Raw genomic sequence first — 25820 nt, forward strand, 5'->3', positions numbered from 1 at the left:
AGCCGCAAATAAAGGATTGAAGAACCCTCAGTGAGCGCGGGTGCTTTTTTCCACCAGGCACATCGGCGTGCCGGCGACCGGCTCCTGCATCACTTGCACCTGAACATCGAACACCTGGCGCATCAACTCGGCACTAATGACTTGCGCCGGCGCACCATCGGCCACCAGCTTGCCGCCGTGCATCACCGCCAGATGGTCGGCGTAGCGACAAGCCTGGTTGATATCGTGGAGCACGGTGATCACGGTCTTGCCTTCAGCGGCCAGTTCGCCCATGAGGTCGAGCAGTTCAACCTGGTGACTGATGTCGAGGTAGGTGGTGGGTTCATCGAGCAACACGATCGGCGCGTTCTGCGCCAACACCATCGCCAACCAGGCGCGCTGGCGCTGGCCGCCGGACAGGTCGGCCAGCGCGCGCTCGGCCAGGTTGTCCAGTTCCAGGCGTTGCATGGCCTGGGTCACGTGGGATTGATCGCTGCCGCTCAAACGTCCCCACAGTGAGTTATGCGGGCTGCGGCCATAGGCGACCAACTGACGCACACTGACGCCCTCCGGCACCGGCAGCACCTGGGGCAGAAACGCGATCTGGCATGCCAGTTGGCGCGCGGACAGGCTGGCGTAGGCCTGGCCATCCAAGGTCAATTCGCCCTGGGTCGGCTTGAGGATGCGCGCAAATGCCTTGAGCAAGGTGGACTTGCCGCAGCCATTGGGACCGATCAACGCGGTGACCTTGCCCGCCGGCGGCGCGAACGACAGGCCCTGCACGATGCGCGTGGCGCCGTAGCCGATGTCGAGCTGCCGTGCGTGGAGAATACTCATGTCATCAGCCCTTGAACCGTGCCAGCAACCAAAGAAAATACGGCGCGCCAATCACCGCCGTGAGCACCCCTGCGGGGATTTCGCTGGGCGCGATCAATGTGCGCCCCAGCGTATCGGCCAGCACCAGCAGCAGCGCGCCGATCAGCATCGCGGCCGGCAGCAGGTACTGGTGATGCCCGCCCACCAGGCGGCGCGCCATGTGTGGCGCGACCAGGCCAATAAAGCCGATGGGCCCGATCACGCCAACGCCCAGGCTGGTGAGCAGCACCGCGCAGGCCATCGCCAGCCCGCGTGTACGGCCAAGCGCGGTGCCGAGGCTGTGGGCCGCTTCATCACCGAGTGCGATCAGGTTCAGCGGCTTGGCCAGGCACAGGCCTGCGGGGACCAGCACCAGGAACGGCAGCACCAGCAGCACATGGTGCCAATTACGGCTCCACAGACTCCCCGTCAAGGCGAGCAAGGCGGTGTTGATATCCAGCGGATGGGACAGGATCAGAAACTCGGTGACGCTGGACAAGGTCACCGCAATCGCCACCCCGGACAATGCAAAGCGCACGCCGGAAAAGCTCACCCCGGTGTTGTACAGCGCCAGCAGCAACGCGCCGCCGGCCCCGCCCAGGCAGGCCACCAGCGGCAGCCAGGCAACCGGCAAGTGCGGCCAGCCGATGATCGCCACGGTCAGCGCCAGACCGGCGCCCTGGGTCACCCCGAGAATTTCCGGCGACGCCAGCGGGTTGCGGATCACGCCCTGCACAATTGCCCCGGCCAGGCCGAAGGCCGCACCGGCGAGGATCGCGATCAGGCTGCGTGGCAGGCGGTGGTTCCACACCTCGAAGTCAAGCGCGTCGTGGGCCAGCAGGCGGTCGAATACGGTACCGGGCGTGAGCCAGAGCGTGCCGGCGCTGAGGCTGATAAACGTTGCCAGCGCCAACAGGCCCAGCAGCAGCCAGAGGCGCAGTCGTGGACGGATCATAGGGCGCGCCTGGCAAGAAACAGGAAAAACGGTGCACCGATCAACGCGGTGACTACACCCGCCGGCGTTTCCACCGGGAAGGCCACCGCGCGGCTGAGCAGGTCGGCGCCCAGCACAATCACAGCGCCCAATGCCGCGCTCAGCGGGACCAGCCAGCGGTAGTCATTACCCAGGAACTGACGAAGGATATTCGGCGCAATCAAGCCGACAAACCCGATCGGCCCTACCGCACAGACACTCGCCCCGACCAGCAACAAACTGGCGATAAACACCTGCAACCGCAGGCTGGCGATGCCCACGCCCAGGGAGCGCGCGGCGTCTTCGCCGAGGTTGATCAGGTTCAAGCGTGGCGCACACCAGAGTGCCCACAACCCGCCAATCAGGGTGCAGGGCCAGAGCAACTGCACCTGCGCGGCGCCGGCATTGGCCAGGGAACCGGCCAGCCAGTTCAGCACGCTTTGCGCCTGCGCCTCGACCAGGATCACCGTGAGCCGGGTCAAGGCCGCACACAGCGCCGCCACCGCAACACCGGCCAATACCAGGCGTCCCTGGGCCGTGGTCGGCGACCAGGCACCGCCGAGGCTGAACACCGTGACCCAGGCCAGCGCGCCGCCCAGGCACGTCATCAGCAACGCGCCACCGGCAAACGGCGGTGCGACCAGGCCGGTCGAAAACAACGCCAATCCCAGCGCCGCGCCAGCGGTCACGCCAAACAGGGACGGCGAGGCCAGGCGGTTGCGCGTGATGCCCTGCATCAACGCGCCGGCCAGGCCCAGGCAGGCGCCGACCAACGCGGCACACACGGCGCGCGGCACACGCAGTTGGGCGACGATATACGCCCGGTTGCCGCCCACGCTGCCTTGATGAATCAGCCCATTCCAGGCGTCCGTCGCCGTGATCGTGAACGGTGACCAGCTCGACAACGAGAGCCAGAACAGCAAGACGCCCAGCACCACAATGCCTGCCGCCGCGAGACCTCGCCCCATGCCTATTGGCTCAGTACGGCTTTACCGCCCTTGAGAATCGCCAAGGCGTCTTCGGCGATCTGCTCCGAGGCCAGCACGCCACGGTTGCGCGCCCAACTGTCGCCATCGACTTCGGCTACATGCTGGTCACGCACGGCGCCGAGCACCTGCCACAGCGGCTGCTTGCTCCAGCTGTCGACGATGCTCGGGCGGCGGTAATGGCCGACCAGCAACCAGCCAGGATCGAGGGCGAGCAATTGCTCCAGGCTGACGAATTCAGTGGGCGCGGCATTGGCGCGTACCGACGGAACGTTCAGGCCGATGGCTTGCAACACACTGCCCGCATAGGAGTCCGGGCCATGCACCGAGAAACTGTCTTCACGGGCGACGCCGAACAACACGCTGGCACCCGCGGGAATCTGTTGTGCGATGGCCTTGAGGTTTTCCCGGTTCTGCTGAATACGCGCCTGCATCTGCGCACTTTTGCCGAGGGCCTTGCCGATCAGCTCGGCGGATTTCAGGCTGCCCTGGTAATCCTCACCGCGCGACGGCAGCAACAGGGTTGGCGCGATACTCGCCAGGTCGTTGTACAACGCCTGGTGGCGGTTGAGGTCGGCGACGATCAGGTCGGGCTTGAGCCGAGCGATTTCCTCGATGCTCGGCTGCGAGCGCAGACCAACGGACGTCCACTGGCCGATGGCTTGGCGCACACGGGGCAATACGCGGTTGGCGTCGCCATCATCGGCAGCGCCGACCGGGGTCACGTCAACGGCGGCCAGACTGTCGAGAAACGAAAACTCCAGTACCACGACACGCTTGGGCGCATCCGGCAGATGCACCGCGTGCTGGCCGTCGTTGAGGTCGATGGGCGCGGCGCTCAGCAGGCTTGAAGACAACGCCAGGAGGCAGGCGGCAAGAGTGGGGATGGAGCGCAGCATTCGCATGACAAGGACCTCGGCGTTAAAGCACCCCAGCGGGACAGGCCGGGGAAAACGGCGGGTACTATTCCATATTGAGGCGGCGTGATCAAAAAACATTCTCATTAACGCCGCACGTGTGGGAGCTGGCTTGCCTGCGATGGCGGTGTGTCTGTGCCAGATTGGGTGGCTGATACACCGCTATCGCAGGCAAGCCAGCTCCCACATTTTTGATCGGTGTACAGCCGTTAGAAGTCGACCGTGGCGGACAGCAGGTAGGTACGCGGCGTGGACAAGGTCAGCCCCGGCTCGCTGTCATCCGACGCACCGGCCGAGCTCCAGTAGCGCTTGTCAGCCAGGTTCTCCACGTTCGCGCGCAGGGTGATGTGTTTGTCATCCACCTTGAAGCCATACCGCGCGCCGAGGTCGAGGCGGTTCCAGGCGTCGATCTGCTTGACGTTGGACTGGTCCAGGTACTGCGAACTGGAATAGATGCCACGGCTGGTCAACGTCAGGCCTTCAAGGCCTGGCACATCCCATTCGGCGCCGAGGTTGACGTTGTATTTGGGGGTCGCCGGCGCGCGGTTGCCGTCGAAGGCGCCATTGGTGGTTTCCTTGAGCTGGCTGTCGATGTACATCACGCCGCCGAGCAACCGCACGCCCTTGAGCGGTTCGCCGAACACGCTGAGTTCCACCCCGTCGTTCTGGCGTTTGCCGTTGGGGCCGAACACGCGCGACGTGGCGTTGGTTTCATAGGCCGGTTGCTTGATCCGGAAGACGGCGGCGGTCACGGCGAACGCGCCGGCGTCGTATTTGGCGCCCACTTCGACCTGGCGGCTGATGAACGGCGGGAAGATCTCGTCTTCGTTGATCGAGGTCGAGGGCGCGATCTTGCCCTGGCTCAGGCCTTCCATGTAGTTGGCGTACAGCGACAATTTATCGGTGGCCTTGAACAGGAGGCCGCCCGATGGCGAGACCTTTTCTTCGTCATAGGCGGTGCGGCCTTTGACGCCATCGCTCCAGTCGTCCACCTTGACCCGCTGCCAGCGCGCACCCAGGGTGAGCAGCAGGCGATCATCGAAAAAACCCAGGGTGTCGGACAAGGCCACGCCGCTGAATTTGTTTTCGGTGTACACCTCGGGATCAAACCGCGTCGGCCGCGAGGGCATCGGCATTTGCACCGGGTTGTAGATGTTGCTCGTGGCTTGCGCATAACGCGCGCCGCCGTTGGTGAAGTCCATGTAGAAGTAGCTGGCGGCCAGGTTGACCTCATGGCTCACCGGCCCGGTATGGAACCAGTTGCGCACGCCTGCGGTGTAGGTGCGCACGTTTTCATCGCGGGTGAAGTCCCGTGGCTGCACGCTGAACGCACCGGCCGCATTGGTCACGGACACGGCGTGACGTAGGAAGTCGTGGTTGCTTTTGCGCGCGCCCACACCGCCGTAGAGCATCAGGTTATCGCTGAGGTCGTACTCACCGTTGACCGTACCAAAGGTGTCGTTGGTGCTGGCCTTGCTCCAGGACTGTGCATAGTTGCGCCGTACATCGTTGGCACTGGGCACCGGCGCCGCGGCCGCCACCTGCACGCGTTCCTGCGGCGCGTCGGTGTCGCGTTCGGTGTGGCCGATATCGGTGGAAAGGCGCAGGCGTTCGCCACGGAAATCCAGGCCCAGCACGGCCATTTCGCGGTCGACGCTCTGGTGGTCCCACTCGGTGTCGCCGGACTGCTTCACGCCGTTGAAGCGGATGCCGAACTTGTTGTCTTCGCCAAAGCGTCGGCCCACGTCCACCGCGCCGCCGGCCTGGCTGTCGGAGGCCCAGTTGCCGGTGAACGAGTTGATGTCCTTGTCGGTGGCGCGCTTGGGCACCACGTTGATCCCGCCGCCCACGCTGCCGCGCGGTGAAATGCCGTTGATCAACTGGGTGGGGCCTTTGAAGATGTCGACGCGGTCGGCCATCTCCATGTCGATGGTGTAGGTCGGCAGCACGCCATACAGGCCGTTGTACGACACATCGCTGTTGAACAGGCTGAAGCCGCGGATGGTGAACTGCTCATAACGCCCACCGGCGGGGTTGGTGGCGCGTACCGCCGGGTCGCTGGCGATCAGGTCGCCCAGGGTGCGGGCCTGCTGGTTTTTCGCCGCATCGGCGGTGTAGGTGGTCATGCTGAACGGCGTTTCCATGAAGTCCCGCGTGCCCAGCAAACCCTGGGAGCCACGGCGCGCTACTTGGCCACCGGCGTAGGTGTCGCCGTCGTACAGCCCGGTAGTGCCCAGAATCGACGTCGGCGCCAGTTCCAGGCTGCTGCCTTCCGGCGCTGGCACCAGCATATAGGCCTGCTCACCCATGGGCTGCAATTGCAGGCCGGAGCCTTGCAGCAAACGGGCAAAGCCCTCCTCCACGCCGTACTCGCCGGACAAACCGCCGCTGCTGCGCCCGCTGACCAGGGCCGGGTCCACCGACAGGTTGACGCCCGCCAGCCCGGCGAACCGGGTAAGTGCCGCGCTCAGGCTGCCGGCCGGCACCTGGTAGCTGCGGCGGGTGGCGGCGTCTTCGGCAACGCTTACGGAGGGGAATAACGGGCTCGCGCTGAGGCTCAGCAGCAGGCTCAACTTCAGCAACGGGCGCAAGCGCAAGGGTCGGACTGCGGGCATGGGAGGAAGCTCTCGATTTTGTTCACTTGCCTGGAATGACAGGCGAGGTGAAAAAAGGGGACAGGCTTCGGCCATTTTTTTTCGATACAGCATAGGTATCTACACAACTTTCAAGAGTTGACAAATCTCCCTGTAGTGAGCGGGCTTGTCCCGCGCTGGGCTGAAGCGGCCCCAATAAGGACACCGTAGTGTTTCAGATGAAACCAGATCGTCTGGTTTGGGGCCGCTTCGCCACCCAGCGCGGGACAAGCCCGCTCACTACAAAGATGTGTAGATACCTTTGGCCATCGCAGGCAAGCCAGCTCCCACATTTTGATCTGCGGTGTTTTGCAGGTCGCGCTCGGCCCGTTTACCACACCGCGATGTGCGAGTCCGCCCTTGGCTCGGTGCCGCCGCACAACACGCCGGTGGCAGGATCGCGCAGGATGATCTGCCCGCGCCCGAAGTCGGTGAGGTCGTTGGCGATCTGCACCTGATGCCCGCGCCGCGCCAGGGCATTGGCCAGGTCGCGGGAAGCGCCCTGTTCGATGCCGACCTTCATGTCGCCCAGCCATTGCCAGCGCGGCGCGTCCAATGCCGCTTGCGGGTTGAGGCCGAAGTCCACCAGGTTCATCACCATCTGCACATGGCCCTGGGGCTGCATGTAGCCGCCCATCACGCCGAACGGGCCGAGCGCCTCGCCGTCTTTGGTGAGGAAGCCGGGGATGATGGTGTGGAAGGTTTTCTTGCCCGGCGCCAGGCAGTTGGCGTGGGCTGGGTCGAGGCTGAACTCATACCCGCGATTCTGCAGCGCGATGCCGCTGTCGGGCAACACCACGCCGGAGCCGCAGCCGTGGTAGTTGCTCTGGATGAACGAGACCATGTTGCCTTCGGCATCCGCCGTGGCCAGGTACACCGTGCCGCTGGCGTGGGGGGCGCCAGGTTTGGGCGGCTGCGCCTGTTCGCCGATCTGGTTGCGGCGGCGGGCGCTGTAGTCATCGCTGAGCAGGTCGGCCACCGCCACGCGCATGTGCAGAGGATCGGTGATGTAGTGCAGGCCGTCGCTGTAGGCGAGCTTCATGGCCTCCAGTTGGCGATGCCAGGTGTGCTGGCTGTCGCGGTGATCGAAGTTGAAACCCTCGAGGATCTTCAGCGCCATCAACGCCACCAGGCCCTGGCCGCTGGGCGGGATTTCCCAGACGTCGACGCCGCGGTAGTTGACGTGGATCGGCTCGACCCACTGGGCACGGTAGTCCTTGAGGTCGCTGGCGCGCAGGTAGCCGCCGCTGGCGCGCGAATGCGCGTCGAGGCGCTCGGCCAGGGCGCCGCGATACAGGCTCTCGCAACGGGTGGCGGCAAGTTCTTCGAGGGTACGCGCCTGGGCCGGGTTGCGGAAAATCTCCCCGGCGCGTGGCGCACGGCCGTCGATCAGGAAGGTGTCGAACCAGGCCTGCAGCACGTCGTCGCGGTGCGGGGCGTATTCACTCAGGGCGATCTGCCATTGATGCGCGACCACCGGCGACACCGGGAACCCCTCGCGCGCCAGGCTGATCGCCGGTTGCAGCAACTCGGCAAACGGCAGCTTGCCGAAGCGTTGCGACAGCTCGGCCCAGGCCGATGGGCAGCCCGGCACTGTGACGGGGGTCCAGCCATACACCGGTATCCGGTCATGCCCCGCCGCCTTGACCGCCTCGATACTCAAGGCGGCCGGCGCGTGGCCGTTGCCGTTGAGGCCGTGCAACTGGCCCTTGCACCAGACCAGGGCAAACGCATCGCCGCCCAGGCCGCAGCCGGTAGGCTCGACGACCGTGAGCGCCGCCGCCGTGGCGATGGCGGCGTCAATCGCGTTACCGCCCTTTTGCATGATTTCGATGCCGGCCTGGGCAGCCAGGGGCTGGGACGCTGCGACCATGCCGCGCTTGGCGAACACAGTTTGGCGCTGCGATGGATAGGGGTATTCGTGAGCGGAGAAATTCAACATGGCAAAGGCTCTTCAAAAAAGGTCATAACACGCGGCTGAGAAAGGCCCGGGTACGTGGGTGGCTGGGGTGGCTGAAAATCTGTTCCGGCGGCCCTTGCTCGATGAGTTCACCCTGGTCGAGCACGACCACGCGATCGGCCACTTCGCGGGCAAAGCCCATTTCGTGGGTGACCACCACCATGGTCATGCCCTCCTCGGCCAGCTGTTTCATCACTTGCAGCACTTCGCCGACAGTTTCCGGGTCGAGGGCGCTGGTGGGTTCGTCGAACAACATCGCCTGGGGCTTCATCGCCAGGGCGCGGGCGATGGCCACCCGTTGTTGCTGGCCGCCGGAAAGCATTGACGGGTAGTGGTTGGCCTTGTCCGTCAGCCCGACCCGCGCCAGCAAACCACGGGCCTGTTCCAAGGCTTCGGCACGCGGCACACCGAGCACCTGGATCGGCGCTTCGATGATGTTTTCCAGCGCGGTCATGTGCGGGAACAGGTTGAAACGCTGGAACACCATGCCGATGTCGCGGCGTTGGCGCGCGATGTTGCGCTCCGAGTCACGCACCAGGCTGCCGTCACTGCGCTCGCGATAACCCATGGCGCGTCCGTTGACGCGAATGCGCCCGCCCTGGATATCTTCGAGCAGGTTGATGCAGCGGATAAAGGTGGTCTTGCCGGAGCCGGAAGCGCCGATCAGCACCACCACTTCGCCACGCCGCACCTGCAGGGAAATACCCTTGAGGATCTGCAAGTGCCCGAACGACTTCTGAACATCCAGCGCTTCGATGATCAGCTCTTCACTTTGGTGCGCCATGGTTAACGTCCCCTCAGCAGTTTCAAGGCGCTGCGACCGAACATGCGGCTGGCGGCGGGCGGCGGCGCGCAGGGCCGGTCGGACTGGCCGAAGCGGTTTTCGAGCCAATGCTGGAAGAAGCCCCACAGGGTAGTCAGCGTCAGGAAGTACAGGGCCACTACCAGATACAGCTCGAACACGCGGAAGGTCGCCGACGTGATCATCTGGGTACTGAGCAGCAGCTCCTGGACACCAATCACACTGACCAGGGTGGTGTTCTTGAGCATGACGTTGAACTCATTGCCCAACGGCGGCACGATCACCCGGAACGCCTGGGGCAGCACGATGCGCCGCATCAGCTTGCCAAACCCCATGCCCAGGGAACGCCCGGCCTCGTATTGCCCCTTGTCCACCGCGCCGATGCCGGCGCGGATGATTTCGGCCATGTACGCGCCTTCATTCAAACCCAGGGCGATGATCGCCGCCTGGATGTTGCCGGGAACGACCAGGCCGAACAGCTCGATATCCTCGAAGCGGAATATCCCCCCAGCGGCCAGGGCGGTGTACAGGAACACGATCTGCACCAGCAGCGGCGTGCCGCGCATCAACCACACATAAAAACGCACCGGCAGGTGCAACAGCGGGTTCTTTGACAAACGCAACAACGCCGCCGCCAACCCCAGCGCGCAGCCCAGCAGCATCGCCGACACCGCGATCAGGCAGGTCAGCCACAGCCCGGTGAGGTACACCCCGCTCGGCTGCAACAGGTACTGCCAGAACACATCCCAATTGAAATTCATCGCGGGTTGCCTCAGTCGAGTGTGTCGCTGCTGACATGCCATTTGTTGAGCAATTGCACATAGCTGCCGTCGCTGCGCATGTCGCTGATGATCTGCTGCACCGCGGCGCCCAGTTGCGAGTCGTCCTTGCGCATGCCCAGGCCGGTGAGGATGCGGCTGAATGCCGGCACGCCTTCCTGGAACAGGTCGGGAGCCATCGCGGCGTAATAGCCGGCGGTTTCCACGGTGGTGCCATAGGCGTCGACCTGGCTGATGCGCAGGGCCTGGAAGGCGTCGGTGTCGGTGTTGTAGACCACCAGTTTCATCAAAGGCTTGCCGGCCTTGGCCAGGCTTTCGTTTTGCGTATCCAGCAGGGTCTTGATGGTGGAGCCGTTGAGCACGGCGACCTTATGCCCGGACAGGTCATCCAGGGTCTTGATGCCTTTGGGATTGCCCTTGGGCACCACCACCGACTGGCTGGAATACATGTAATTGACGATGTCGATCACCTGCCGCCGCTCCGGCTTGTCGAACAGCTGGTCGACGATCATGTCGCATTGCTGGGCGAGCAACGCCGGCACCAGGCCGGAGAACGGAATCACCCGCCACTGCACCTGTTTGTCGCCCAGGCGCTTGGCGATTTCCAGGCCGAGGTCGACGGTGAGCCCGCGCGGTTTCTGCGCTTCGTCGAAAGACACCAGAGGCGGTGAATCCATCCCCGAGCAGTAGGTGAGTTTGTCGACGTTCTTCAGGCGCTCCGGCACCTGGGGTGCGGCGGTGGCCCATTGGGTACAGAGGCCGAGGGAGACAGCCACCAGCAAGGCGCGGTATTTATGCATGACCAGACACTCCAGTTCGTTGGTTGACGGGGCAGGACTCAAAGTCAAAACACAGCAGGTCGTTGTTATTGTTTGGTTTGCAGGAACTGGATCAGCGCCGGCACGGTGCCTTCGATGTGTTCGCGCACGATGGCTTCGGCCCGAGCGGCGTCACCGGCACGAATCGCGTCAAGGATCACCGCGTGTTCCTGGCGCGCGCTGAGGGGTTTCTCGCCGTGCTGCAGCCACAGGCGCATGGGCGCTTCGACCAGCGAATACAGCGCTGAGATCTGCCTCATCAAGCGCGGTCGGGCGCTGAGGCTGCACAGGTATTCATGGAAGGCGCGGTGACGGCTGACCCATGCGGCGCTTTCGTCGCGGTAGTCGTCCATCTCGTCAAGCATGCGTTCCAGGGCGGCCAGTTGGCGCTCACCGATACGCCCGACCGCGACGCGCACGGCCAAGCCTTCGAGGGCGCTGCGCATTTCGAACACTTCATGCAGCTCGTCGATATCCAGGCCGCTGACGATAGCACCGCGATTGGGCCGCAATGTCACCAGACCCTGGGCATCCAGGCGCCGAAAGGCTTCGCGCACCGGCATGCGGCTCATGCCGATCTCGCTGGCGATGTCTTCGGCGATCAGCCGGTCGCCTTTGCGGTAGCGTCCACCGCAAATGGCGTCGAGCAGGAAGTTGTACGCCTCTTCTTCGGCGGTGAGCGGCTGACGGTCAACATAAGCGGGAGCAAATTGCATCGACAGCACCTTTTGAATTTTTGTATCCAATTATCCATAAATGCAAAACAGCAGGATGTGTGCCAGGTAATGCTATGGCGAGCCAAGTGGTTGATTCGGATCAGATAGGTAAAAAGCGCTGATGGCTGTGGCGGAAGGAAGATGTAGGAATTGCTACCAAACGGCTCAGGAAGATGCCCCGTTAGTGGGCAGAAGTAACAGGAACGGGGTTACGCCGCTCCGGTTCGTCTCAAGGCAGTCATAAAGAAGGAACTCAGACGCAAACCACCTGTCCGCTGATACACATATTTACATTTCACTGGACGGTTGGGCCGGATGAAACAGACATCACTCCTTGGCACTGGACCTGCGTGCCATGCTAAACAGGCTTTCTATACGCCCTTCTCGGGGCCATGGCTCTCGACCACACGCCCGCTGGCCGTGCACCCGTTCAATCGCTGCCGGAACATCGAGTCAGGCGCGGTGTTCATCATTGCCTCAGGCCCTTCGGCCAAGTCGTTTCCCATCAAAAAATTTGCGCACGTGCCGATGATCACGATGAATGGCGCTATTTCCATGTTCCGGGATACCGACATAAAGCCTTACTTTTACGCCTGTACGGACCGAAGCTTTTCGGAACAACAGCCGGATTTGTTCAAGCACGCGATGGAGGTCAGCCAGAGCGTAGCGCTTTGGGAAGACCACGCGCGCTCCTCTCGTGCTCGTCCAACCGGACGGCTCTACCCGCTCTCAAAGGCCGAAAGGCCCTCATGGCTGGAATCCGCTCTGGGCAAACGCAGCGCGCTGGTCGTCAATCATTCGTGGCTCCCCGCTCGTAAACGTCCGCTCGGGTTCAGCAAAGACATGAGCGAGGGCTTCTTTGATGCCAGAACCGTGGCGTATCTGGCCATACAGCTGGCCTACCACGTGGGCTTCACCCAGGTCTTCCTGGTGGGGGTTGACTTGGATGAGCGTTCAGGAAGGTTTTACGAAACCGCTGGATCCATACAGTCACCCTGTGGGCTGGATCAGCACTATTGCACCCGCATATTGCCGTCGTTTGAATTGATGTCGCGCAAAGTCATGGGCGATGACTTCATGGTTTACAACCTGTCCGAGGTTTCGAGAATTCCGCACGACGTAGTCCCGCGTGTCACGCTCGCGCAGGTTGAGACCATGCTGGCGTAGCGTTGCGCAGACGCCGTCAGCCAGCCCTTGAGGTGTCCTTGGCAAGCATCGCTTTGGGGATCAACAGGATCAGCACACAGCTGACGAGCAGGCAGCCGCCCAAGACATAGGTGCCGTTGTTCATATCGCCGGTCAGCGTTTGCGCCATGGCCGTAATCATCGAACCGGTGAACCCGGAGAGGTTGCCGATCGCGTTGATCATGCCGATGCCTGCCGCGGCTGCCACACCCGATAAAACCGTGCCCGGCAATGTCCAGAAGATCGGCATCAGGCTCAGCAACCCCGACGCGGAGACGCTGAGGAAGAAAATCGACACCGGCAGGTTATGGGCAAAGATGGCGCTGAAAATCAGCCCGATCCCACCGATGAACGCTGGAATAGCCGCATGCAATCGGCGCTCGCCGGTTTTGTTGGAGTGCCAGGCATTGAGGGTCATAGCCACGATGGCAGTGGAGTAAGGGATGGCCGTGAGCAAGCCAATATGCAAGGTATTGGAAATGCCGGTGGCCTTGATGATCGTCGGCATCCAGAACGCCAACCCGTAGAAGCCAGTGTTGAATGTCAGCAAGATCAGCACCAGCAACCACACACGACCATTGAAGATCACCTCGCGCAGGCTCGAGGCCTTCTGGGTGTTTTCTCGGTCGAGGTTGTTTTTGAGCATGTTCTTTTCTGCCGTCGTCAGCCACTTGGCGTTGTCGATTTTATCGACCAGCAGCGTCACCACGACGACGGCCATGATCAGTGAAGGAATCCCTTCGATAATCAGCATCCACTGCCAGCCCGCCATCCCGTGGACACCCTGCATCGCCGACATCAACCACCCCGACAAGATCCCACCCAGGGTCAGGCTGATCGGCATCGCCATCAGGAAACCTGCCATGACTCGGCTCTGGCGGTGCGTCGGAAACCAGTAGTTGAGGTAGAGAATCACCCCTGGGAAGAAACCCGCTTCGCACACACCCAGCAGGAAGCGCAGCAGGTAAAACATGGTTTCCGATTCGATGTGGAAAAACTTGGCCAGCGGCACGGTAAAGGCTACCGCCATGGAGACAATGCTCCAGCTGATCATGATGCGGGCGATCCAGAGGCGCGCGCCAAAGCGATGGAGGAACAGATTGCTGGGGACCTCGAAGAGGAAATAACCCCAGAAGAAAATGCTCGCACCGAGGGCGTAGACAGTGTTGCTAAATTGCAGGTCATCGAGCATGTCCAGCTTGGCAAAGCCAATATTGACCCTGTCCAGGTACGCCGCCATGTAGCAAAACAGCAGGATTGGCAGGATGCGCAGGATGACTTTGCGGTAGGTACGATCCTCGCGGGTAAGCGCCGCCGAGCCCTCTCCTTCGAGAGGACGCTGAGATACTGATTCCATGTGTTGACCTCAAGGCATGTCGTCATGCCGATTGTTTTTGTTTTAGCTTGCCACCTTGAGCAACCTGGGCTGGCCTAAGCCAATGCGCAGGGAAAGGAATCTGCAAGTGGGTATGTTACCGGTAACATTTTTAGTTTAGCCATGACTTTCGAGGCAAAGCAAGCGGGCTCGATCAAAAAAATTCAGGTGCTTTCGCGCGCCATGATCTGGAATTCGACGACATCGCACGTTTGCGCACGGGGCAGCCCAAGGCGCTGTGCGGCGGCACTGGCTACCAGTAATTCACCGGCGCGACGGCCGATTCGGTAAGGATCAACCGAGACCGTGGTGATGGTCGGCGTGCAATAGCGCGAGACTTCGAAATCACCGAAGCCTGCGATTGCGATGTCGCCGGGCACGCGCCGACCCTGTCGATGGCATTCCATGATGGCTCCGAACGCCGACAGGTCACTGACGCACATCACCGCGTCGGTGTCCGGCCACTTGTCCAGCAGCCGCTTCACGGATTCTCCGCCATGGCTCATGGTGATAGGCGACTCGCCGTACTCCATCACCCTGGGCTGCGCCCCCGCTGCCGCGACTGCCTGCAGGTAGCCTTGCTGGCGTTGCTGGCCACGGTGATCGAGTACCGATGCCCCGCCGATGTAGCCTATGCGCCGATAACCTTGCCGGTGCAGGTGCTCATACAACGCCGCCGCAGCGGCCACGTTACTGAACCCGACCGATTGCTCGATGGGATCGTCTGGAATGTCCCATGTCTCGACAACAGGAACTTGCGCCTGGCGCAGCAGCCTGCGGGTTTCGTCCAAGTGCGCGCTGCCGGTCAACATCACCCCGACCGGTCGATGCCGCAGCAGCGTACGCACCAGCAATGCCTCTTGTTCCAGGTGGTAATCCGTGTCCCCCAGCAGCAGGCACAGGCCGTGCCCGCTGACGGCGTCATTCAGGCCGCGCACGGTGTCGGCAAAGTTCGAGCTGGCCAACGACGGCACCAACGCCACAATAAATTCGGAACGCCCGGTGGCCAGGGTTCCGGCCGACGCATCAGGCAGATAGCCGAGGGTTTCAATCGCTTCATGCACCAACTTTTGGGTGCGCTGCGACACATCGCGACCGGCCAGGACCCGGGAAACCGTCATCTTCGAAACGCCGGCCAGTTTGGCAACATCGGCCATTCGCGGCGGCGTGGTGGTTTTGCCTGAATCCTCGTAACTCATGAACGTCCTGTTTTCCTGAAAATGACCGGCGGACCCTGGGAATCAACGCCTCCAACACGGATGGGAGCTGATTATACATGGGCACCGGATGGCCGACCTCTGCTCGTTACGCACGGAGGCAGCGCCCGCTCGAATAGCGAGATTGGGCCTTTACAAAAATGATGTTACCGGTAACATCGAGGCATTCGAACACCGGTTGATGCTCATTTCTTCATCGTTCCGCGGGTGTTCACTTTCAATCGACATGCTTCTAACAAGAGATAAAACCATGCCTGAAAGCACCCGTGCGCCCCTGCGAAGTCAACAATGGTTTGACGACCCCGATCATGCCGACATGACCGCACTCTACGTTGAACGCTTCATGAACTACGGTATGACGCGCGAGGAGTTGCAATCAGGCCGCCCCATCATTGGTATCGCCCAGACCGGTAGCGATCTGGCGCCGTGCAACCGTCACCACCTCGAACTCTCGCAGCGCACCAAGGCGGGCATTCGCGATGCCGGCGGTATCCCGATGGAGTTCCCGGTGCACCCGATGGCCGAACAAACCCGGCGCCCCACGGCGGCGCTGGATCGCAACCTGGCTTACCTCGGCCTGGTCGAGATTCTGCATGGGTATCCGTTGGATGGCGTGGTGCTGACCACGGGCTGCGACAAGACCACGCCGGCCTGCCTGATGGCGGCGGCGACGGTGGATATTCCAGCGATTGTTTTGTCGGGCGGCCCCATGCTCGATGGGCACCACAAGGGCCAGTTGATCGGCTCCGGCACCGTGCTCTGGCACGCGCGCAACTTGCTGGCCAGCGGTGAAATCGACTACGAAGGCTTCATGGAGATGACCACCGCGGCCTCGCCGTCGATCGGTCACTGCAACACCATGGGCACCGCGCTGTCGATGAATGCACTGGCCGAAGCGCTGGGTATGTCGCTGCCCGGCTGCGCGAGCATTCCGGCGGCCTATCGTGAACGCGGCCAGATGGCCTACGCCACAGGCAAGCGTATCGTCGACATGGTCCGCCAGGATATCCGGCCTTCGCACATCATGACCCGCGAAGCCTTTGAGAACGCCATTGCCGTGGCGTCCGCGCTGGGTGCCTCGACCAACTGCCCGCCGCACCTGATCGCTATCGCACGACACACCGGCGTCGACCTCAGCCTGGAAGACTGGCAACGCGTCGGCGAAGACGTGCCGCTGCTGGTCAACTGCATGCCCGCCGGCAAATACCTGGGTGAAGGTTTCCACCGTGCCGGGGGTGTGCCTGCCGTGATGCACGAACTGAAGAACGCCGGCCGCCTGCATGAAGCATGCGCCACGGTGTCGGGCAAGACCATTGGCGAGATCGTCAGCCACAGCGCCGCCAGCGATACGGATGTGATCCACGCGTATGCCGATCCCTTGATCCAGCGCGCCGGGTTTATTGTATTGAGCGGCAATTTTTTCGACAGCGCCATCATGAAGATGTCGGTAGTCGGCGAAGCCTTCCGTAAAACCTACCTGTCCGAACCCGGCGCGGAGAACAGCTTCGAAGCCCGCGCTATCGTTTTCGAAGGCCCCGAGGACTATCAGGCCCGGATCAACGACCCAGCCCTGGACATCGACGAGCGCTGCATTCTGGTCATTCGGGGCTGCGGCACCGTGGGTTATCCGGGCAGCGCCGAAGTGGTCAACATGGCGCCACCCGCCGCACTGATCAAACGCGGCATCGACTCCCTGCCCTGCCTGGGCGACGGGCGCCAAAGCGGCACCTCGGCCAGCCCGTCGATTCTCAACATGTCGCCTGAAGCCGCGGTGGGCGGCGGGATCGGTTTGCTGCAAACCAATGACCGGCTGCGCGTCGACCTCAATGCGCGCCGGGTCGATCTGCTGGTGGATGACAGCGAAATGGCGCGCCGCCAAGCGGCGTTCAAGCCGTCGATTCCAGCGTCGCAAACGCCGTGGCAGGAACTCTACCGGCAACAGGTTGGCCAACTTTCCACCGGCGGTTGCCTGGAACCCGCGACCTTGCACCTACGCGTCATTGCACGTAGCGGCGACCCACGCCATTCCCACTGATTCGTTCTTTTAGAAAGGGTGATGCCCATGTCCCAGACATCCGCTGTAACGACATTGTCGGGTTTAAACGTTCCGGCTCAAGACCTTGGTAAGGGCACCTGGATCAGCCGCGCCTGGATTCCGGGCGCCAGTGCCGGCCCCGCCGTCGTGCTGCTCAAGGATGCACAGGTCTATGACATCAGCGCCCGGGTGGCGACCGTGTCGGCGCTGCTTGAGCTGGATGACCCGGTGGCTTACCTGCGCAGCCTGCCGCTGGAGGCGCCGTTGATCAGCTTTGACGCGCTGCTCATCAACAGTGATGCATCCGTTCGCGACGAAACACAGCCTTGGTTACTGGCGCCGATCGACCTGCAAGCCGTCAAAGCGGCCGGCGTGACCTTCGCCGCCAGCATGCTTGAGCGAGTGGTCGAAGAGCAGGCCAAGGGCGACCCGGCCAAGGCCGACAGTATTCGTGCGACCCTGGTTGAAAGCATCGGTGCTGATCTCGCAGACATCGTACCGGGCTCGTCACAGGCCGCCGCGCTCAAGGCAGTGCTGATCAGCCAAGGCATGTGGTCGCAGTACCTGGAAGTGGGCATCGGCCCGGATGCCGAGATATTCACCAAGGCTCAGCCGTTGTCAGCGGTGGGTTACGGCTCAGACGTGGGTATCCACCCGAAATCCGGCTGGAACAACCCCGAGCCGGAAGTGGTATTGGCGGTCTCCAGTCGCGGCAAGGTCCAGGGCGCTACGCTGGGGAATGACGTCAACCTGCGCGATTTCGAAGGGCGCAGTGCGCTGCTGCTGTCCAAAGCCAAGGACAACAATGCGTCGACCGCGCTGGGGCCCTTTATCCGGCTGTTCGATGAGTCCTTCGGCATTGAAGATGTGCGTTCGGCGGAAGTTGCATTGCGTGTGGTCGGCCAGGATGGTTTCGTCATGGACGGCAGCAGTTCCATGAACCAGATCAGCCGCGACCCATTGGACCTGGTGGCCCAGACCCTTAACGAAAACCACCAGTACCCGGACGGCTTCGTGCTGTTCCTCGGCACCCTGTTTGCACCCAAGCAGGACCGCGACCTGCCCGGCGCAGGCTTTACCCATAAGGAAGGCGACCTGGTCGCCATCAGCAGCGCCAAGTTCGGCACGCTGGTCAACCGGGTCACCACCAGTGACCGCGCGCCCGCGTGGCAGATGGGTTATCGCGCCCTGCTCGACAACTTGAACGGCCGCGGCTTGGTTGCTGCCGCGATCAAGCCACGCTAGCCACAGTGAGCCTTACCATGAACGCATATAGCGGACACAACTTCATCAATGGCGCGCGCAGCGCCAAAGGTCACACGCAGCTGCACAGTTTCGACGCCACCACGGGTGAGGCACTTGCAGAGGTTTTTATTGAAGCCACTCAAGAGGAAGTGGACGCTGCCGCCCAGGCGGCGGCAACCGCTTACCCAGCGTACCGCACCCTGCCCGCCACTCGACGGGCCGAGTTTCTTGACGCCATCGCCGACGAACTCGACGCCCTGGGCGACGCGTTCATTGCCACGGTCTGCCGCGAAACGGCGCTGCCCGCCGCGCGCATCCAAGGTGAGCGCGCCCGTACCAGCGGTCAAATGCGACTGTTCGCCAAGGTGCTGCGCCGCGGTGATTTCTTCGGTGCGCGTATCGATCGCGCCCTGCCTGACCGTCAGCCCCTGCCCCGTCCCGACTTGCGCCAGTACCACATCGGCATCGGCCCGGTTGCCGTCTTCGGCGCCAGCAATTTCCCCCTGGCCTTCTCCACAGCGGGCGGCGATACCGCCGCTGCGCTCGCGGCGGGTTGCCCGGTGGTCTTCAAGGCCCACCCAGGGCACATGGCCACGGCGGAGTGGGTTGCTACGGCAATCATTCGCGCCGCCGAACAGACCCGAATGCCTGCCGGCGTGTTCAACATGATCTACGGCGGCACGGTCGGTGCCTGGCTGGTGCAACACCCGGCGATCAAGGCGGTAGGTTTCACCGGATCGCTCAAGGGCGGCCGAGCCCTGTGTGACATGGCAGCGGCGCGGCCTGAACCCATCCCGGTATTTGCAGAGATGTCGAGCGTCAATCCGGTACTGGTGCTGCCGGAAGCCCTCAAGGCTCGCGGCGCGCAAATTGCCGCCGAGCTCTGCGCCTCGGTGGTTCAGGGCGCGGGACAGTTCTGCACAAAACCCGGCCTGCTGATCGGCATACGCTCGCCCGAGTTCGATGCGTTTCTCGACGTTCTGACCCAGCAGGTCAACGCTCAGCCGCCACACACCATGCTCAACGCCGGCGGGCTGTGCAATTACTCAGATTGCCTGAGCCGCTTGCATCAGCATCCGCAGATCCACCATCGAGCAGGACAACCTCAAACCGGTAGCCAGGCTCACCCGCAGCTGTTCGAAGCGGACGTCGAACTGCTGCTCAATAACGACGAACTGCTTCAGCACGAGGTGTTCGGCCCGGTGATCGTCGTTGTAGCCGTAGAAGACCGGCAACAGCTGCAGCAGGCACTGCAAGGTCTGCAAGGACAACTCACAGCGACCTTGATCGCCGAACCCGTGGACCTGGAGGGATTCGCCGAGTTGATTCCCGTGCTGGAACTGAAGGCGGGTCGCCTTTTACTCAACGGATACCCGACCGGCGTCGAGGTCTGCGATGCGATGGTGCATGGCGGCCCCTACCCCGCCACCTCGGATGCCCGTGGCTCGTCCGTGGGAACGCTGTCGATCAACCGTTTCCTGCGGCCGATCTGCTTCCAGAATTACCCGGACAGTTTGCTGCCGGATGCGCTGAAAAATGCCAATCCGCTGGGGATTCTGCGCTTGGTGGATGGCGTTGGCACGCACGAGGGTCTGCGTTGATCTCTCAAGTCCTGTACGTGCCATCGGTGATCAAGGCCGGCCTGCCCTTCTACTTTAAAAATCGACCGTAGCGGACAGCTGCAGGGTACGCGGGTAACCCGGCGAAAACGCGCCGTACGAGGCGACGCCTGACCAGTACTCGCGGTCGAATATGTTCTGCACCGTGGCCCGGAAGGTGGTCGGCCGACCTTCGATCTTCGTCGCATAACGTGCGCCGGCATCGAAACGCGTCCAGGCGTCCAGCGCCTGGGTATTGGCCTGATTGACGTATTGGCTGTCGGTATAAATGGCGCCGCCGGTCAGGGTAAATCCTTCCAGCCATGGCGTATCCCATTCGGCCCACAGGTTGGCCTGGACGTCCGGTACACCGACCGGCTTGTTACCGCGGTTGGCGGCCGTGGCCGAATCGGTCAGTTTGCCGTCCAGCAAGGTCACCCCCCCCATCAAGCGCGTACCTGGCGCCACTTCGCCGAACATACTCAATTCGATCCCGCGGTTGCGTTGCTCGGCTTGTACCGAGAACAGGTTATCGGCGCCGATCTCACCGCTCGGTTTTTCGATCTGGAACAGCGCCAGGCTGGTCATGAACGTGCCGTGTTCATATTTCACACCGAGTTCATGCTGCTTGGATTCGTAAGGCGCAAATGTTTCGCCGGCGTTGGCCGCTGTCCCCGGAGCGATGTCACCTTTGCTCAGGCCTTCTACATAGTTGTAGTAGAGGGAAACGTCTTCCCAGGGCTTGATCACCACGCCAACCAGAGGCGTCGTGGCGTTGTCATTGTATTTCGAGCTGACCGAGCCTGCTGCGTTGTAGTTGCGCGATTCGATTGCCTGCCGACGCACGCCAAGGGTCAACTGGAAGCGGTCATCGAGCATGGACAAGGTGTCAGTGAATGCAACGCCGGACAGGTCCGATTCGGAAATGCGCAACACCTTCGGCGTGCCGATGTATTGCTTGGGCACATCGATCGGATGATAGATGTTCGAACGAATGTCAGTGCCGCTGGTAATCCCGCGGGACAACTCATCCTGATACTGCGTCGCCATCAGCGTAGTGGTATGAGTGATCGGGCCGGTGGCGTATGCGCCACGGATACCGACATCGGCCGTCGAACGATCAACGTTGAATTTGTAGTAGCCCGGTGTGTTGCTGGTGTCGCCAGCGTCGTTGAGGATTTTAGGAACCTGATCGGACAGGCGCTTGACGTCTGACTTGCCGCCACCGGCATGGGCAAACACGGTCACCGTATCGCTCAGGTCATATTCGCCACCGAGCAATGCCGACTGCTCCTTGGTATCCGACCAGCCCCATTTCTGCGGCAGGTTGGTGCGGCCATTCGGGGCAGATGGAACATCGACGCCCGGCTCAATGGTGAAGGGTCGCGAAGCGCCCTCCCAGCTTTCTTTCTGGCTGATGTAATCCAGGTTCAGGCGCAAACGCTCACCGCGATAGTCCAGGGCGATGGCACCGATACCCAGGTCCCGGTGTTGATCATCGACGGCGGTATCGCCGCCTTGCAGGTTGCCGTTGAAGCGCACACCAAACTGGTTTTCCGAGCCGAATCGACGACTGAGGTCGAGGTGAGCGCCGACCTGCGAGTCCGAGGCGTAAGAGGTGGTGACCCGTGTCAGGTCTTCGTCGAGCGGACGCTTGGGAACGATGTTGATCACCCCGCCCACGCCGCTGTTCGGCGAGATGCCATACATCAACGCGCCCGGCCCCTTGAGCACTTCGACACGCTCGGCATACTCGGTGAAGACCCGGTAGTTGGGCGCCACGCCGTAGACGCCGTCGAACGCCAGTTCGCCCAGGTTACCTTCGCCGATCGGAAAGCCTCGAATGAAAAACGAATCAACGATGCCGCCCGTCTGACCGGTCGAGCGCACCGAAGGGTCACGCTCCAATGCGTCGGCCACTGTCACTGTCTGCAGGTCGGCCAGGGTCTTGGCGGTGTAGCTGGTGACGCTGAACGGTGTGTCCATCACGTCCTTGTTGCCCATCATGCCGAGCCGGGCCCCGCGCGCGACTTGGCCGCCGGCCAGTACCTCCGGCAATGCGCTCGCACCGTTGTAGCGCGCGTTGATGTTGGTGGGGTCGAGTGTGAGCGTATCGACGCCGTCATCGGCCGGCTTCGCCGTTGGAATATTCGAGGACTGGTCGGCGGCAACATCCTGCTGCCCCGGGCTGGCAGCCCAGGCGCTGGCGCTTCCTGCGACCAGAACAATATTCAACATGGCGGTGCGAATGGCGAGTGTTAGCACGCGCTCACCGCAGGGGCGACTGACAACAGGCATGACGTGAGAATCCTTTTCAACAGAGAAAATGGTAATCACTCCTATTGCCAGTCGATCGGCGGAAAAGTATCACCCTCGATAAAATTATTTTTGGATGGGTCCGCAAGCGCTAGGCGTACAGCCGTTCCAGAGGTATTGCGACCACCGGCAACGCGGGGTCGAACGCATGCCGGGTCGTCTTGTACGGGAAGATTTCTCCCCGGGCGATGGTGTTGAATATCTGCGCTACTTCGAACACCTGCCCTGTCTGCCAATACCGTACGCGCACCCGCGGATCGGTGTAGTCGAGCTGGATGCACGGCACGCGTTTCAAGCCCAGTTGCAGAGCGGCGTTGAGACGGTGATTTCCGTCCATCACGATGCCGCGCGAGCGTTCGACGATGATCGGCTCCAGCCAATGTCCAGCGCGAGCGATAGCCTCACGCAACAGCGTCACATTGGCCGGGTCGACTTGCTCCGACTGCAGCACCTGGCACAATGGCCGCAACGCAATCTGATAGGCGTATTCCATGGTGATCTCCTGTTTCGCCAAGGGTTCAGCTGGCATCGGCGTGGACAATGGGCGCGTGCAGGCGGGCAAGCTCGAGCAGACGCTGGGCATGCTCAATCAATGGCAAATCGACCATCTCACCGTCCACCTGCACGGCATGACTGCCCGTGGCCACGGCTCTCATCACCCGATCAGCCCAGGCCAACTGACGAGAGTCCGGCAGGAAAGCGCGCTGCACCGTGGACAGTTGCGAGGGATGGATGCACAGCTTGGCGCCGAAGCCCAGTGAACGCGCGTAGTGCGAGCCCTTGTCAACGACCGCCAAATCGTTGATTGCGGGCGTGACCCCGTCGATTGGCGACGGCAGATCGGCAGTGCGCGAAGCCAGTACGATGCGGCTGCGGGCGAACAGAAATGCCTCGGGTATCTGGCTGCAGTTGATATCGAGGGAAAAATCCAGCGAACCGAACGCCAGCCGCGCCACGCCCGGGATCGCCGCAATCGACTCGACCTGCTGCAGGCCTTTGGCGGTCTCGATGATCGCGACGACCTTCAGTCCCGTCCGCCACGCCAGCAAATGTTCGACCGTTCGGCCCAGGGCCTGGGGACATTCGGCCTTGGGCAGGAAAATCCCGTCGCAACGCTCGGGGTAGCGCATGTCATTGAGCCATCTCAGGTCCTGACGGAACAGCGCGCTGCTGACGCTGTTGAGGCGGATGTAACGCTCGCAGGCAACGCTCGGGGTAGCCTCTTGCCAAGCCCAGATGGCAGCTCGGGCGGCGGGTTTGCTGTCCGGGTGCACGGCGTCTTCAAGGTCGAGAATGATCGCGTCCGGCCCCGCTTCGACGGCTTTTACAAAGCGCTCGGGACGATTACCCGGCACGAACAGGTAGCTGATGGCGAGTGGGGTTTTGCTGCTGAGTAGATCCAATTGCATGGCGTTGCTCCTTGGCGTGAACCATTCGTGGTTTCTGAACATTTTCCGGCCCCTTCCGAGGCAGGTTTCTCTGCGGGTTCAGGGCTTCTCGCAACAACCCTTAATTTCTTATTGTTCAATGAATTAAGGGGCGTTTTTTATTTCAGGGCGAACGCTTTCTTGAGCGTGTAAATACACGACCATTGATTCGCCTTCCGAAGGTCTTTATTCGAAAATATTTGAAAACCTTACTTGATAATCGTTCCTGTTCGCAATATTGTTCACGCCACCAAGAGACACTAGCTCCGTTTAAGAACGGATATTCAGCACATGGGATAAGTACCTGTCAGTGATGGCACTTCAATGCCCACCACTGATCGTTTTTGGCGGATTGGCCACCCATTAGACGGCCAATCTGAACGCTATTAAAAACCTTATGGAATGGGGTTTTCATGCAGTTATTTCATGAAGTATTTATGACAGGCGGCATCACGAATCCAACTTCAGATAGTGCCTGGCATCCGCCTCCTATTGCTGTAAGCCTTGTGTGTAACGCGTAAAACACCGGCAACTGAGCGATCGCGCTTAGTTACATACATCATTGGCTGCGTTATTTTCGACGCCAGGGGCCAGCTATGCCTATAACAAATTCACCGACGGCCGAACCCTTAACTGAAGTTCATCAGCCCGCCATGTTAAAGCCGCTTATCGACCCTGTAATTTCCAAGCTTATCAATAACCTCCCAGACAAACTTATAGCGCTTATCAAACAACATGGCTCACCCTTGAATCTGGTTTGGCCCCATGCGCTTGAGTCAAATACACAAGCCTTGCTCGCGGTATTGAAACAGTACAGCGTGCCTCATACGATTTTCTATGGCGCCAAGGCCAACAAGTCTCAAAGCCTGCTCGTAGCGGCGGCAAATTCGGGGGTCGGCGTCGATGTGTCGAGCGTCCACGAGCTGCAGGCAGCGCTCCGAGCCGGTACACCTGGAGCCAGGATTTGCGCCACCGGACCGGCCAAAACCGCTGTTTTTCATCAAGCACTGGTTAGCACAGGCTCGCTGATCAGCATCGACTCGCTGGAAGAATTCGAACATCTGCACGATGTGATCGAAGCACAGCCTATTGCGACCAAAGCCAGGGTTTTACTGCGTTACAGACCGAAAGAAAGTCCGCAGAGCCGCTTCGGCATGAGTTCGCAAGACTTGCTCGAAGGCCTCCAACGGCTGACAAAACACACTGATATTTTTCACTTTGAGGGTTTTCATTTTCATCTGGGCGGCTATGGGGTCGAATCCCGCGCACAAGCATTGCGTGAAATCAGCGGGTTCGTGGAGGCAGCTCGGGAAATGGGCTTGAATCCGCAGATGATCGATATCGGTGGCGGCTTGCCGATACGTTATGTCGAGCCGCAGATATATGCGCAGTTCCTACAGAACGATAATAAGCCAAGCCATTATTACAACCAGAAAGTTCCCGAGGCTTATTATCCTTACGGCAGCGACCTGACAGCCCCGCAATGGTTGGCGTTATTGCTCGACGCCGAGCACTCACCCGGAGTGTCCATCGCCACCTATTTAAAGCTGCAGAATATAACACTGGCCCTGGAGCCCGGCCGGAGTCTTGTCGATCAAGCGGCCATTTCATTGTTTCGCGTCACCCGCACCAAGCAACTTGCTTTCAACAAAACCGTCATTTTTGTTGAAGGCAGCAGTTTCAGTGCATGCGAAACATGGTTCGCCTCAGAGTACCTGCTTGATCCGATCCTGATCAGCTCGCAACAACCGCCCCACACCCCAATTCAAGCGTATATCGCCGGCCATAGTTGCCTGGACGATGACGTCATTACTTATCGTCTTATCAATTTTTCAACGACACCCCGAACGGGCGATGTATTGATTTATGTGAATACCGCCGGTTACCAGATGGACTTGCTGGAAAACGAGTTTCATCGCCACCCCCTGCCCCGGCGGTTGACGGCGAGTTGTTGTACGCAAGGTCACTACGCGTTTTCACCGGACTACTAAAAGGGAACCATTG

At 61.4% G+C, this 25820-nt stretch carries 20 protein-coding genes; 5 read left to right on the forward strand and 15 right to left on the reverse strand.

The genetic code is table 11. The annotated features are described in order from the left end of the window. Nucleotides 1-27: 27 nt before the first annotated feature. The 10 genes from fecE to KVG91_RS02910 all read right to left on the reverse strand — a co-directional run bounded on the left by fecE (nt 28) and on the right by KVG91_RS02910 (nt 11418). A complete protein-coding gene (gene fecE / locus KVG91_RS02865; RefSeq protein WP_169378289.1) occupies nt 28-816 on the reverse strand; it encodes a Fe(3+) dicitrate ABC transporter ATP-binding protein FecE in 789 nt (262 codons plus the stop codon). Nucleotides 817-820: 4 nt separating this feature from the next. Next, nucleotides 821-1789 carry an iron chelate uptake ABC transporter family permease subunit gene (locus KVG91_RS02870; protein ID WP_169378288.1) on the reverse strand — a complete coding sequence of 323 codons (969 nt, stop codon included), beginning with the start codon at nt 1787-1789 and terminating at the stop codon, nt 821-823. Next, complete coding sequence (gene fecC / locus KVG91_RS02875; RefSeq protein WP_169378287.1) at nt 1786-2775, reverse strand: iron-dicitrate ABC transporter permease FecC; 990 nt, start codon at nt 2773-2775, stop codon at nt 1786-1788. The genes KVG91_RS02870 and fecC overlap by 4 nt, the downstream gene beginning before the upstream one ends. A gap of 2 nt (nt 2776-2777) precedes the next feature. Continuing rightward, entirely contained in the window at nt 2778-3692 is a 915-nt protein-coding gene (locus tag KVG91_RS02880; protein WP_404822401.1) for a Fe(3+) dicitrate ABC transporter substrate-binding protein, read from the reverse strand. Nucleotides 3693-3919: 227 nt separating this feature from the next. After that, nucleotides 3920-6325 carry a TonB-dependent receptor gene (locus KVG91_RS02885; RefSeq protein WP_169378285.1) on the reverse strand — a complete coding sequence of 802 codons (2406 nt, stop codon included), beginning with the start codon at nt 6323-6325 and terminating at the stop codon, nt 3920-3922. Between the two features lie 349 nt (nt 6326-6674). Beyond that, nucleotides 6675-8285, reverse strand: a complete 1611-nt coding sequence (locus tag KVG91_RS02890; protein ID WP_169378284.1) for a gamma-glutamyltransferase family protein — start codon at nt 8283-8285, stop codon at nt 6675-6677. A 22-nt stretch (nt 8286-8307) separates the two neighbouring features. Further along, nucleotides 8308-9087: an amino acid ABC transporter ATP-binding protein gene (locus KVG91_RS02895; protein ID WP_169378283.1), complete on the reverse strand. Its 780-nt coding sequence runs from the start codon at nt 9085-9087 to the stop codon at nt 8308-8310. A gap of 2 nt (nt 9088-9089) precedes the next feature. Next, nucleotides 9090-9866: an amino acid ABC transporter permease gene (locus tag KVG91_RS02900; protein ID WP_169378282.1), complete on the reverse strand. Its 777-nt coding sequence runs from the start codon at nt 9864-9866 to the stop codon at nt 9090-9092. Between the two features lie 11 nt (nt 9867-9877). Further along, the gene (locus KVG91_RS02905; protein ID WP_169378281.1) at nt 9878-10684 is read right to left on the reverse strand and encodes an ABC transporter substrate-binding protein; all 807 of its coding nucleotides are present in this window, start codon (nt 10682-10684) and stop codon (nt 9878-9880) included. A gap of 65 nt (nt 10685-10749) precedes the next feature. After that, nucleotides 10750-11418, reverse strand: a complete 669-nt coding sequence (locus KVG91_RS02910) for a GntR family transcriptional regulator (RefSeq protein ID WP_169378280.1) — start codon at nt 11416-11418, stop codon at nt 10750-10752. 315 nt (nt 11419-11733) lie between these two features. Here KVG91_RS02910 and KVG91_RS02915 point away from each other — a divergent pair, with 315 nt between their 5' ends. After that, a complete protein-coding gene (locus KVG91_RS02915; protein WP_178115266.1) occupies nt 11734-12585 on the forward strand; it encodes a lipopolysaccharide biosynthesis protein in 852 nt (283 codons plus the stop codon). 16 nt (nt 12586-12601) lie between these two features. Here the strand turns inward: KVG91_RS02915 and KVG91_RS02920 are convergent, their stop codons facing one another. Next, entirely contained in the window at nt 12602-13960 is a 1359-nt protein-coding gene (locus KVG91_RS02920) for an MFS transporter (protein WP_169378279.1), read from the reverse strand. A gap of 182 nt (nt 13961-14142) precedes the next feature. After that, on the reverse strand, nt 14143-15177 hold the full coding sequence (locus KVG91_RS02925; RefSeq protein WP_169378278.1) for a LacI family DNA-binding transcriptional regulator: 1035 nt from the start codon (nt 15175-15177) through the stop codon (nt 14143-14145). Nucleotides 15178-15445: 268 nt separating this feature from the next. Between KVG91_RS02925 and KVG91_RS02930 the strand changes: the two genes are divergently transcribed. Genes KVG91_RS02930 through KVG91_RS02940 form a run of 3 tightly spaced genes read left to right on the forward strand, consistent with a single transcriptional unit; the run spans nt 15446 to nt 20076 of the window. Further along, nucleotides 15446-17230 (forward strand): IlvD/Edd family dehydratase, encoded by a 1785-nt coding sequence (locus KVG91_RS02930; RefSeq protein ID WP_169378277.1) that lies wholly within the window; start codon nt 15446-15448, stop codon nt 17228-17230. Between the two features lie 27 nt (nt 17231-17257). Beyond that, nucleotides 17258-18475: a fumarylacetoacetate hydrolase family protein gene (locus KVG91_RS02935; RefSeq protein ID WP_169378276.1), complete on the forward strand. Its 1218-nt coding sequence runs from the start codon at nt 17258-17260 to the stop codon at nt 18473-18475. A gap of 17 nt (nt 18476-18492) precedes the next feature. After that, entirely contained in the window at nt 18493-20076 is a 1584-nt protein-coding gene (locus KVG91_RS02940) for an aldehyde dehydrogenase (NADP(+)) (RefSeq protein ID WP_169378275.1), read from the forward strand. A gap of 54 nt (nt 20077-20130) precedes the next feature. Here KVG91_RS02940 and KVG91_RS02945 read toward each other — a convergent pair whose 3' ends face one another. The 3 genes from KVG91_RS02945 to KVG91_RS02955 form a co-directional block, all read right to left on the reverse strand. Then, nucleotides 20131-22371 carry a TonB-dependent receptor gene (locus tag KVG91_RS02945; protein WP_169378274.1) on the reverse strand — a complete coding sequence of 747 codons (2241 nt, stop codon included), beginning with the start codon at nt 22369-22371 and terminating at the stop codon, nt 20131-20133. A gap of 109 nt (nt 22372-22480) precedes the next feature. Next, a complete protein-coding gene (locus KVG91_RS02950) occupies nt 22481-22882 on the reverse strand; it encodes a ParB N-terminal domain-containing protein (protein WP_169378273.1) in 402 nt (133 codons plus the stop codon). Between the two features lie 25 nt (nt 22883-22907). Further along, entirely contained in the window at nt 22908-23798 is an 891-nt protein-coding gene (locus KVG91_RS02955) for an HpcH/HpaI aldolase/citrate lyase family protein (protein ID WP_169378272.1), read from the reverse strand. Between the two features lie 614 nt (nt 23799-24412). Between KVG91_RS02955 and KVG91_RS02960 the strand changes: the two genes are divergently transcribed. Continuing rightward, entirely contained in the window at nt 24413-25807 is a 1395-nt protein-coding gene (locus KVG91_RS02960) for a Y4yA family PLP-dependent enzyme (RefSeq protein WP_169378271.1), read from the forward strand. The last annotated feature ends 13 nt before the right edge of the window (nt 25808-25820 follow it).

The organism is Pseudomonas azadiae (genome assembly GCF_019145355.1).
Lineage (GTDB): Bacteria > Pseudomonadota > Gammaproteobacteria > Pseudomonadales > Pseudomonadaceae > Aquipseudomonas > Aquipseudomonas azadiae.